This is a genomic window from Streptomyces sp. NPDC003943 (genome assembly GCF_053605265.1).
On record NZ_JBSGIW010000156.1, the window covers coordinates 1 to 9636 of the forward strand.

Below are 9636 nucleotides of genomic sequence, written 5' to 3' on the forward strand. Positions count from 1 at the left end.
GTCGAGTTCGGCGCGGGCGGCGGTGTCGAGGCCGGTCCACGCCTCGTCGAGGACGAGCAGACCGGGCTCAGCGGCCGGCGATCGCCTCCGCCGCGGCCTGGCCGCAGACGCGGGCGGCGCCGTGGGTGGCGATGTGGAGGGCGCCACGGGGCTCCGACTCGTCGAGGCCCATCTCGACCACCACGGTGTCGGGGCGGGCGGCGAGCAGGGCGTCGAGGGTGCCGGACATCCACGGGTGGCGGTGGGCGTCGCGGACCACGGCGACCACGCGCCGCTCCCCCGCGGCGGCCAGGACGGCGTCGGCCGAGGCGTCCGCCCCGTACGAGCCGGTGCGGGTGCCGGGCAGGAGCCGCTCCAGCTCGGCGGCGATGCCCCACGGGGTCTCGTCGCCGACGGCGAAGTTGGCGGCGGGCGTGAAGGAGGCCACGTAGGGGGCCTCGGTCACCGGCGCGAAGGGCCGCTCGCCCGGGGTGATCGTGAGGGCCCGGCGGGCCGCGACGAGTCCGACGTCGGTGCCGGGCGCGGTCCCCTCCTGTGAAGCCGCGCCCGGCCCCGATCCAGCCCCCCTGGCCCGGTGCGCCTGGGTCCAGGCCGCCAGCGCGCGGACGCGCTCGGCGGCGTCGGCCAGCCGCTCCTCGGGCAGTTCACCGGTCCGTACCGCCGTCACCAGCGCATCGCGCAGCCGCAGCACGGTCTCCTCGTCGGCCAGCCCGCCGCCGACGCAGATGGCGTCGGCGCCCGCGGCGATCGCGAGGACGGATCCGCGCTCGATGCCGTAGGTCGCCGCGACGGCCTGCATCTCCATGCCGTCGGTGACGATCAGGCCCTCGAAGCCCAGCTCCTGGCGCAGCAGACCGGTGAGGATCTGCGGGCTCAGGGTGGCCGGACGTTCCGGGTCGAGCGCGGAGAGCAGGATATGCGCGCTCATCACCGCTTTGGAACCCGCGGCGATGGCCGCGCGGAAAGGTACCAGCTCACGGGCGTGCAGTGTGGCGAGGTCCACATCGATGCGGGGCAGCGCGTCGTGCGAGTCGACGTTGGTGTCGCCGTGCCCCGGGAAGTGCTTGGTGCAGGCGGCGACGCCCACGGACTGGAGGCCGTCGACGTAGGACACGGTGTGCCGGGCGACCAGGTCCGGGTCGGCACCGAAGGAGCGGACCCCGATGACCGGGTTCTCGGCGTTGGAGTTGACGTCGGCGGAGGGCGCCCAGTTGAGGTCGACCCCGCAGGCGACGAGCCGGCGGCCCAGCTCGCGGGCCACGGCCCGGGTGAGCTCGACGTCGTCGACGTGGCCGAGGGCGTAGTTGCCGGGGAACGAGGACCCCTCGTTGACCTCCAGGCGGGTGACGTCGCCGCCCTCCTCGTCGATGGCGACCAGGACGTCGTCCCGCTCGGCGCGCAGCCGCGCGGTGAGCGCGGCGAGCTGCCCGGGGGTGACGACGTTCCGTCCGAAGAGTCCGACCGAGGAGAGGCCCTCGCCGATCCGGCGGAGCAGCCAGTCGGGGGCGGTGGTGCCGACGAAGCCCGGCTGCAGGACGGTGAGCGCGTCCCGGGTCAGGGTGTCCGTGCTGGTTGCGAGCGTGGTCATGGGGCGCCGTTATCCCTTCACCGCGCCGGCGGTCATGCCGCCGACGGCCTTGCGCTGGAGGAAGAGGAAGACGATCAGGACGGGGAGCGCGAAGAGGGTCGAGGCGGCCATGGTGGCGCCCCAGTCGTTGCCGAACGCGGTCTGGAACTGGGTCAGCCAGAGCGTCAGGGTCTGCGACTCCTTGTCCTTGTTGAGCATGAGGATCATCGCGAACTCGTTCCAGGCCGTGATGAAGCCGAAGATCGAGGTCGACATCAGGCCCGGGGCGAGCAGCGGGAAGATGACCTTGCGGAAGGCCTGGCCGCGGGTGCAGCCGTCGATCTGGGCGGCCTCCTCCAGCTCGACCGGGACGGCGGCGATGAAGCCGCGCAGGGTCCAGATGGTGAAGGGCAGCACCATCACGAAGTAGATCGCCGTGAGGACCGGGATGCTGTTCAGCATGTCGTTGTCGCGGGAGATCATGTACATCGCGATGGTGAGGACCTCCCAGGGGGCCATCTGCGCCATCATCACGACGAGCACGATGGCCTTGCGGCCGCGGAACCTCATCCGGGCGAGCGCGAAGCTCGCGAGCAGGGCCACGAAGAGGGCGAGCACGACGGCGCCGACGGTCACCACGAGGCTGTTGGTGACGTAGGTCCAGAAGAGGTCGACGCCGGTGGCGGTCGAGTAGTTCTCGAAGGTCGGCTCGAAGACGAAGACCGGGTCCTTCGTCATGATCTGGTGCTGCGGCTTCAGCGAGGACGCGAACATCCAGTAGACGGGGAAGACGAACACCACCGCGATCACGAGCGCGGAGAGGTTCTTGACGACGGCGCCGGCCGTGAGCCGCCTGCGGGTGCGGTACTTCTTCGGGGTGCTCACAGCTCCTCCTCCTGCTTCAGGATCAGGCGGAAGTAGAAGGACATGATCGCGATCAGCATCACGATCGTGAGGACGGAGATGGCCGCGGCGACGCCGTAGTGGAACTGGCCGACGCCCTCGATGTAGGCGAAGACGGGCAGCGTCTCGGAGGCGCGGTCGGGGCCGCCCTTGTTCAGGGCGTAGATCTGCGTGAACGCCTTGAAGATCCAGATCACTTCGAGGAACGTGGTGATCATGAAGAAGGGCTTGAGGTTCGGGAAGACCACGGCCCAGAAGGTGCGCCAGCCGTTCGCGCCGTCCATCTTGGCGGCCTCGTACAGCTCGGTGCCGATGGTGGTCAGACCGGCGTACATGTTGAGCGCGACGAACGGGATGGAGCCCCAGGCGATCAGGATCATCGAGATCACCAGGGTGGAGAAGCCGGTCTCGAACCAGTTGTGCTGCTCGTAGCCGGCGAAGCCGAGCGTGCGCATCAGCCAGTTGACGACGCCGAACTGCTCGTCGAAGAGCCACTGGAAGACGGTGACGGAGGCGACGATCGGCATGGCCCAGGCGAAGACCAGGGACAGCGAGAGCACCAGCCGCATCTTCTTGCCGAGCCGGTTGAGCAGCAGGCCGATGCCGGTGCCGACCGCCATGGTGAGCAGGACGCTCGCGGCGGTGAAGACGACGGAGCGGACGACGACGGTCCAGAACTCCGAGTCGCTCAGCAGGCCGGTGTAGTTGTCGAAGCCGGTCCACACCGTCTCGCGGGTGATGAACTCCTTGCGGCCCAGCTCCTGGAAGGAGAGGATCACGTTGCGGATCAGCGGGTAGAGGAGCAGCGCCGCCATCGACAGCAGGGCCGGTGCGACGAGCAGGTACGGCAGCAGCCCGCTGGGCAGGGAGCGTCTCCCCCGCGAGGGCTGAAGGACTTCCTTGGGGCCGGAACTGGCCGGCGGGGTCTGTGACTTCCCTGCCGCCCTCCCGGGCGCGTCCTGGGGACCGGCGGTCGCCGTCCCCTGGGAGTCCACGGTCATGGTCTTCTTCCTCGCGGTTCTGGGGCTCCCGTGCCCACCGGGGCGCGGCCCGGGGGAGCGGGCCGCTGAAAACTGCGGAGCGCCGGCGGTGCGGTCCGGTTGGGCCGCACCGCCGGGCTGCGTGCACTGCTGTGCGTTACTGCCGTTACTGCTGGTTGACGCGCTCGCCGATGACCTTGTCGGCGGCCTCGGCGGCGGCCTTGGCGTCCTCGCCCTTCAGGACCTTGGTCATGTAGTCCTTGATCGGGTTCGGGGCGGTCTCGACGTTCGCCCAGCCCGGGGTGACCGGGGTGATCTTGCCGACGCCGGCGGCCAGGGCCATGGCCTCGGCGAAGGAGCCGGCGGCGGGCTTGAACTGCGCGGCGTCGTTGTTCGGGAGCAGCGCGCCGGCGGTGGCCGCGGCGTACTTGGTCATCTGGTCCTTGCCGGCGGCGAGGGCCAGCCACTCCTTGGCGAGGTCCTTGTTCTGGGAGCGCTCGGAGACGGCGAGGTTCGAGCCGCCGAAGAACACGGAGCCCGGCTTGTCGGCGGTCTTGCCCGGGATCGGGAAGTAGCCGAAGTCGGCGGTCTTGCCGGCCTTCTTCATGGCGTCGATCGCGCCGCCGGCCTCCCAGCCGAGACCGATCCAGGACGCCACGCCGCCCTTGGGGACGATGTCGGTGGACTGCTGCGGGGTCGCCTCGTCCTTGTCCTTCGGAGCGGTGGAGTAGGACGCCAGCTCCTTGTAGAAGTTCATGGCGTTGACGGCCTCGGGGGAGGACAGGGCGCCCTTCCACTTGTCGCCGTCCTTGACGGCGAGGTCGCCGCCCTCGTCCCAGACGAAGCCCGCGAGGACGTACCAGCTCTGGCCGGGCAGGTAGATCGGCTGCGACTTGGGGTCGGCGGCCTTGAGCTTCTTCAGGCCGTCGATCCACTCGGCGCGGGTCTTCGGCGGGGTGACGCCGGCCTTCTTGAAGGCGGCCTTGTCGTAGACGACGACGCGGCTGGCGGCGTACCACGGGGCGGAGTAGAGCTTGCCGTCGAGCTCGGCCGAGGCGGTCATGCCCTTGTTCCAGCCGTCGTAGCCCAGCTTGGCCTTGTCGCCGGAGAGGTCGGCGAGGCCGCCGGTGACCGCGTAGCCGGCGGTCTGGGTGTTGCCGAGCTCAAGGACGTCCGGCGGGGTGTCCTCGGAGAGGGCGGTGGTGACCTTCTCCTGGATGCCGTTCCACTGCTGCTTCTCGACCTTGACCTTGACGCCCGGGTGCTTGGCCTCGAACTCCTTGTTGACGCCCGCCATCCAGGCGTCGGGCGCCGAGCCGTCCATGACCCAGACGGTCAGGGTCTTGTCGCCCCCCTGGGCCTTGCCGCCCTTGTCACCCTTGTCGCCGCTGTCGGTACCGCACGCAGCGACGGAGACCATCATGCCCGCGACGCCGATCGCCGCGATGAGCTTGCGCTTCACGCCACCCTCCTCAGGGATGCCTGCTCCCCCTCCCACCGCGCGAAGACGCGAAGACATACGTCGAGTAATGCTGTGGGGCTGGGACCTGGTCTTTAATGGTGTAGACCAGTACCCGGAGCTTGGCCTAGACCTTTAGGGGTGTCAAGGGTGTATAAGAAGGGCAGTCGGGTCCGTTATCGGACCGACACCTGAGGGAGGGCGACGACCCGTGACCGGTCCGTGCCACCATGTGAGCCGCGACAGACGGAGGAGCCGGTGACGGCAGCAGCACAGGCAGCGGGAAGGCAGGCCATGGCCACGGACGCGGGCAGCACGGAGACAGAGGGCGGCGCGGCCACCCGTACCGCGCGCGTGCCCAAGTACTACCGCCTGAAGCGGCATCTGCTCGACATGACGGAGACCCTGCCGCCCGGCACCCCGGTCCCGCCGGAGCGCACGCTCGCCGCGGAGTTCGACACCTCGCGCACCACGGTGCGCCAGGCCCTGCAGGAACTGGTGGTCGAGGGCCGCCTGGAGCGGATCCAGGGCAAGGGCACGTTCGTGGCCAAGCCCAAGGTCTCCCAGGCCCTCCAGCTCACCTCGTACACCGAGGACATGCGGGCCCAGGGCCTCGAGCCCACCTCGCAGCTCCTGGACATCGGATACGTGACGGCCGACGACACCCTCGCCGGACTGCTCGACATCTCCCCCGGCGGCCGGGTGCTGCGCATCGAGCGGCTGCGCCTCGCGAGCGGCGAGCCGATGGCCATCGAGACCACCCACCTGTCCGCCAAGCGCTTCCCCGCGCTGCGGCGTTCGCTGGTGAAGTACACCTCGCTCTACACCGCGCTCGCCGAGGTGTACGACGTGCACCTGGCCGAGGCCGAGGAGACCATCGAGACCTCGCTCGCCACCCCGCGCGAGGCCGGCCTGCTCGGTACGGACGTGGGCCTGCCGATGCTGATGCTCTCCCGGCACTCGCTCGACGCCCAGGGCGAGCCGGTCGAGTGGGTGCGCTCGGTGTACCGCGGCGACCGCTACAAGTTCGTGGCCCGCCTCCAGCGCCCCAACGGCTGACCTCTTCCCACCGGACGGCCGCACCCCCTCGCCGGGGTGCGGCCGTCCGGCGTTTCCGGGCGTACGGGGCCGGGCGGCCGGGCGTACGACGCGGGGCGGGCGTACGACGCGGGGCGGGAGGCCCGGGCGGGAGGCCCGGGCGGGAGGCCCGGGCGGGAGGCCCGGGCGGGAGGCCGTCGTTCCGCCCGGCACCTTTCGCCTGGCAGGAACGTGACGCCCGCACGGACGGCCCTGGTCAGCGGCGCGCGCGGAGCACCGGGGCGCGTTGTCCCCAACCGGCCACGCGGTTGGCGCCACCCGTTTTCCGGTGACACCGGGCCCCGGCCGGGCCAGTCTTGAACCCGTCGAAGCCGCCCCGGAGCACGGGAGCGGCACCGGGGCCCGGCCCCGAACCCCCCTTACACGGAAGGCTGCTCCGCCATGCGCACGCTCGCCCGTTTCGCACCGATCGCCCTTCTCGTCCCCGCCGCGGCGGCGCTCGTCCTCTCCCTCGGCGCACCCTCGGGCGAGGCACCGACGCACGTCACCGCCGAGGGCGTCGTCACGGAGACCCCGCAGCCGGGTGACACCGGCGACGGCTTCTCCTGGGGCTGAGCGCCATCTACCTCGTCGGCATCTCGATGAGGGCGTCGGACGACGAAACCGCCCCGGACGACGAACCCCCACCACCGCCGTCCGCCACCCGGCTCGTCGAGACGCTGCACCGCCTCGCCCGGCCGCAGGACCGCTTCGAGTGCGCCCGGGCGCTGGTCCTCGACCACTCGGTCCGGCTCGCCCTGTACGTCGGGGCCCCCGACGAGATCGAGGCCGTAGGCCACGCGCTGCGGCTCTGCCGGCGCCTCCTCGGCCACTCCCCCGAACTCCGCCACCACCGCATCGCGGACTTCCGGCTCCTCTGAGCCCCCCACCCCACAGTCGGCACCCGTCCCACTTCGAGGAACAGCCATGCCCAGGGCCCGTCCCAGCGTGTCCGTCATCATCCCCAACTACAACTACGAGAAGACCCTGCGCGCCTGTCTCGCCTCGGTCCTCGCCCAGACCCACGCCCCGCTCGACGTCATCGTCGTCGACGACGCCAGCACCGACCGGTCCCGGGACATCGCCCGCGAGTTCGGCGTCGTGCTCATCGCCAGCCCGCGCAACCGCGGGGTGTCCGCGGCCCGCAACCTCGGGGCCGCCGCGGCCCGCGGCGAGATCCTCTTCTTCCTCGACTCCGACACCGCGCTGCACCCCGAGGCCCTGGCCAACGCCGCCGACCTGCTCGAAGCCGACCCCGGACTCGGCTGCGTGCACGGCGTCCTGGACCCCGAGCCGCTCTTCGACGACGGCCCGGTCGAGCGCTACCACGCCCTGCACGCCCACTTCTGGCGCCGCCGGGCCGCCGGCGAGGTGCGCACCGCCTTCTTCGCGCTCGGCGCCATCCGCAAGGAGGTCTTCGAGCGGGTCGGCCCCTTCGACGAGAACCTGCGCGACTCGGAGGACGTCGAGTACAGCGGCCGGCTCGTGCGCTCGCACCGGATCCTGATGACCACGGCGATCCGCGGCCGGCACGACGACGTCGACCGGCTCGGGGCGATGCTCTCGGAGCAGTACCGCCGCTCCCAGCTGCTCGTCGCGGCGCTCGGCCAGATGCGGCAGGGCGGGCTCACCGCCAACCGGCCGCTCGGCGTGCTCGCCGCGGCACTCACCCTGCCGACCCTGCTCCTGGGGCTGCTCTCCCCCTGGCTGCTGCTCGTGCCCGCGCTCTGCGCGCTGCTGTTCGCCTGCGCCGATCCGGGGCTCAGCCGCTTCGCGCTGCGCACGAGGGGCCCCGGCTTCCTCCTCTTCTTCACCGCGGTCCACTTCGTCCTCCACCAGGCGATCGTGCTCGGCGCGGCGCGCGGAGTCGTCCGCTGGCTCACCGAGCCGGACTTCGGCCCGAGCGTCCGGCGCCGCGCCGCCACCGCGGCCACCACCACCGCTGCCAGCACAGGCGCCGCGGCCCCCAAGACCCCCGTCTGACGCTCCCGCCGCTCCCCCCACCTCTCAGGACTCAGGAGTCCGTTCATGGCCACGCCCACGCTCACCGGCCGTCAGGCGCCGCCGGCCCGACCGCCGTCCACCCGGCCACCCGGTCGGCTCGCCGACCTCACCGCCCTGGTCCGCCCCGGACAGTGGACCAAGAACCTCGTCGTCGTCCCCCTCGGGCTGCTCGGCGCGCCCCGCACCGACGCCGGCGCGCTCGGCGGCGCGCTCGCCGCCCTGGCCGTCTTCACCCTGGCGTCCGCGCTGGTCTACCTGGTCAACGACCTCGGCGACCGGGACCGTGACCGGCGCCACCCGGAGAAGCGGCACCGGCCGATCGCCGCCGGCCGGATCGGGACCGCCACCGCCGTGTCCTTCGCCGCCGTCCTCGCCGCGCTCCTCCTGGCGACGGTCGGCCTGACCGTCGCCACCGGCGGCGCCGGGCTCGCCGACTGGTGGCCGGTCGCCGCGTACCTGGTGCTCAACGCCGCGTACAGCAGGGGGCTCAAGCACGTGCCGCTGCTCGACGTCTTCATCGTCGCCCTCGGTTTCGTGCTGCGCCTCGCGCAGGGCTGCCTGGCCTCCGGGAACCCGGTGCCCAGCTGGCTCGCGCTCGGCCTCTTCTCGCTCTGCCTGCTGCTGATCCTCGGCAAGCGGCGGCACGAGATGGCGGTCGGCGGGGTGCTGCACCGGCCGGCGCTGCGCGGCTACACCGTGGGCTTCCTCGACCAGCTGCTCGCCTTCACCGCGGTCCTCGCGGCGGTGAGTTACGTGCTGCACGTGCAGGCCAGCCCGGTCTTCGGGGCGCACGGTCCGCTCGTCGCCGTCCTCACGGCGCCGTTCGCGCTGTTCGGGCTCGCCCGCTACCTCCAGCTGCTCGTGGTCGACGCGGGCGGCGGCAATCCCACCCGGGCGCTGTTCAGCGACCGGATGACCGTCTCCAACGCGCTGCTGTGGGCCGGGCTGCTTGCCGGCGCCTGGCTGCTCGGCCGGCTCGGCTCATGACCGCGACGACCACCACGGCCACGACGACCCCGGCGACCCCGACGACCCCGGCGACCGCACCGCCCCCCGCTCGCAGCGGACCGGGACGCCTGCTCCGCCTCCTCTTCCCGCTCGCCGTCGCCACCGGCATCGGCGTCGCCCTGTACGAGCGGGCCGGCGACCTCGCCGCGCTCGTGCTGCGGCCCGGCTCCGTCCCGTACCTCCTCCTCGCCCTCGCGGCCAACGCCGTCGCCGTCCTGTTCACCATGGCCACCTGGCGCGCCCTCCTCTCCGATCTCGGACCGGGGCTGCCGGGCCGGACCGCGACCCGGATCTACTTCACGTCCTACCTCGGCAAGTACGTGCCGGGCGCGGTCTGGGGCGTCCTCGCCCAGCTGCGGATGGGCGGCGCCGCCGGGGTGCCCGCGCCCGTCGTGCTCACCGTCTTCCTGCTCAACGTGATCGTCGCCGTCCTCACCGGCCTCGCCGTCGGACCCGTCGCCGCGCCCTGGACGCTCGGCACCGGGGCCTGGTGGCTGGTGCTGCCCGGCGCGGTCACCCTCGTGCTCGCCGTGCGGCCGCGGCTGCACCACAGCAGGCGCTGCTCCGCGTCGAAGCACAACTCGTGCGGCTCGGCGAGGACTTCGGTCGTGCCGAGGTGCCGGTCGGAGGCGGCGTCG

10 protein-coding genes are annotated in these 9636 nt (G+C 72.1%); 6 read left to right on the forward strand and 4 right to left on the reverse strand.

Annotated elements, in window-relative coordinates:
• Positions 1 to 67: 67 nt before the first annotated feature.
• The 4 genes from ACWEV0_RS34910 to ACWEV0_RS34925 all read right to left on the reverse strand — a co-directional run bounded on the left by ACWEV0_RS34910 (position 68) and on the right by ACWEV0_RS34925 (position 4912).
• Entirely contained in the window at positions 68 to 1588 is a 1521-nt protein-coding gene (locus ACWEV0_RS34910; protein ID WP_453153835.1) for a glycoside hydrolase family 3 protein, read from the reverse strand.
• Between the two features lie 9 nt (positions 1589 to 1597).
• A complete protein-coding gene (locus tag ACWEV0_RS34915; RefSeq protein ID WP_453153836.1) occupies positions 1598 to 2452 on the reverse strand; it encodes a carbohydrate ABC transporter permease in 855 nt (284 codons plus the stop codon).
• Entirely contained in the window at positions 2449 to 3471 is a 1023-nt protein-coding gene (locus tag ACWEV0_RS34920) for a carbohydrate ABC transporter permease (RefSeq protein ID WP_403792256.1), read from the reverse strand. Before ACWEV0_RS34920 ends, ACWEV0_RS34915 begins: the two co-directional genes overlap by 4 nt.
• Positions 3472 to 3616: 145 nt before the next feature.
• Positions 3617 to 4912, reverse strand: a complete 1296-nt coding sequence (locus ACWEV0_RS34925) for an extracellular solute-binding protein (RefSeq protein ID WP_453153837.1) — start codon at positions 4910 to 4912, stop codon at positions 3617 to 3619.
• 291 nt (positions 4913 to 5203) lie between these two features.
• On the opposite strand from ACWEV0_RS34925, the gene ACWEV0_RS34930 reads away from it, so the two are divergent.
• From ACWEV0_RS34930 to ACWEV0_RS34955, 6 genes are all read left to right on the forward strand, one after another.
• A complete protein-coding gene (locus tag ACWEV0_RS34930) occupies positions 5204 to 5968 on the forward strand; it encodes a GntR family transcriptional regulator (protein WP_345492086.1) in 765 nt (254 codons plus the stop codon).
• Between the two features lie 420 nt (positions 5969 to 6388).
• Entirely contained in the window at positions 6389 to 6562 is a 174-nt protein-coding gene (locus ACWEV0_RS34935) for a hypothetical protein (RefSeq protein WP_453153838.1), read from the forward strand.
• Positions 6563 to 6588: 26 nt separating this feature from the next.
• Positions 6589 to 6867: a hypothetical protein gene (locus tag ACWEV0_RS34940; RefSeq protein WP_453153839.1), complete on the forward strand. Its 279-nt coding sequence runs from the start codon at positions 6589 to 6591 to the stop codon at positions 6865 to 6867.
• Between the two features lie 46 nt (positions 6868 to 6913).
• Positions 6914 to 7969 carry a glycosyltransferase family 2 protein gene (locus ACWEV0_RS34945; protein ID WP_453153840.1) on the forward strand — a complete coding sequence of 352 codons (1056 nt, stop codon included), beginning with the start codon at positions 6914 to 6916 and terminating at the stop codon, positions 7967 to 7969.
• A gap of 45 nt (positions 7970 to 8014) precedes the next feature.
• On the forward strand, positions 8015 to 8977 hold the full coding sequence (locus ACWEV0_RS34950) for a UbiA prenyltransferase family protein (protein ID WP_453153841.1): 963 nt from the start codon (positions 8015 to 8017) through the stop codon (positions 8975 to 8977).
• Positions 8974 to 9636 (forward strand): lysylphosphatidylglycerol synthase domain-containing protein (locus tag ACWEV0_RS34955; protein ID WP_453153842.1); only part of this gene is annotated, 663 nt, incomplete at its 3' end. The genes ACWEV0_RS34950 and ACWEV0_RS34955, both read left to right, overlap by 4 nt.